Genomic DNA, 337 nt, shown 5'->3' on the forward strand with positions numbered 1-337 from the left:
CGACTACGTGGTGCGCCTCGTCGACGCCACCCGCACGGCGCCCGAGGTGCGGCTGGGCGCGAGCGTGCGCGGCGCCCTCGCGCTCGTGCGCGCGTCGCGCACGTGGGCCGCCGCCGACGGCCGCCACTACGTGGTGCCCGACGACGTGAAGGCGCTCGCGGAGCCCGTGCTCGCGCACCGCCTGCTGCTGGATCCCGAGGCCGAGTTCGACGGCGTCACGCCCACGAGCGTGCTGTCGCAGATCCTGATCGAGACCGCGCCGCCGCGCGACGGGCACGCGGGGGCGCCGGCCGCTGGCACCCGGGTCGCGGGCGCCCGGTCGGGCGGATGAGCGCGG

At 78.9% G+C, this 337-nt stretch carries 1 protein-coding gene; it reads left to right on the forward strand.

Annotation, left to right across the window (positions count from 1 at the left end; genetic code table 11):
• The coding region (locus tag DZG00_RS16655; RefSeq protein ID WP_375342521.1) for an AAA family ATPase at positions 1–331 on the forward strand (331 nt) is incomplete at its 5' end.
• Between the last annotated feature and the right edge of the window lie 6 nt (positions 332–337).

The organism is Clavibacter lycopersici (genome assembly GCF_003576405.1).
GTDB classification, from domain to species: domain Bacteria; phylum Actinomycetota; class Actinomycetes; order Actinomycetales; family Microbacteriaceae; genus Clavibacter; species Clavibacter lycopersici.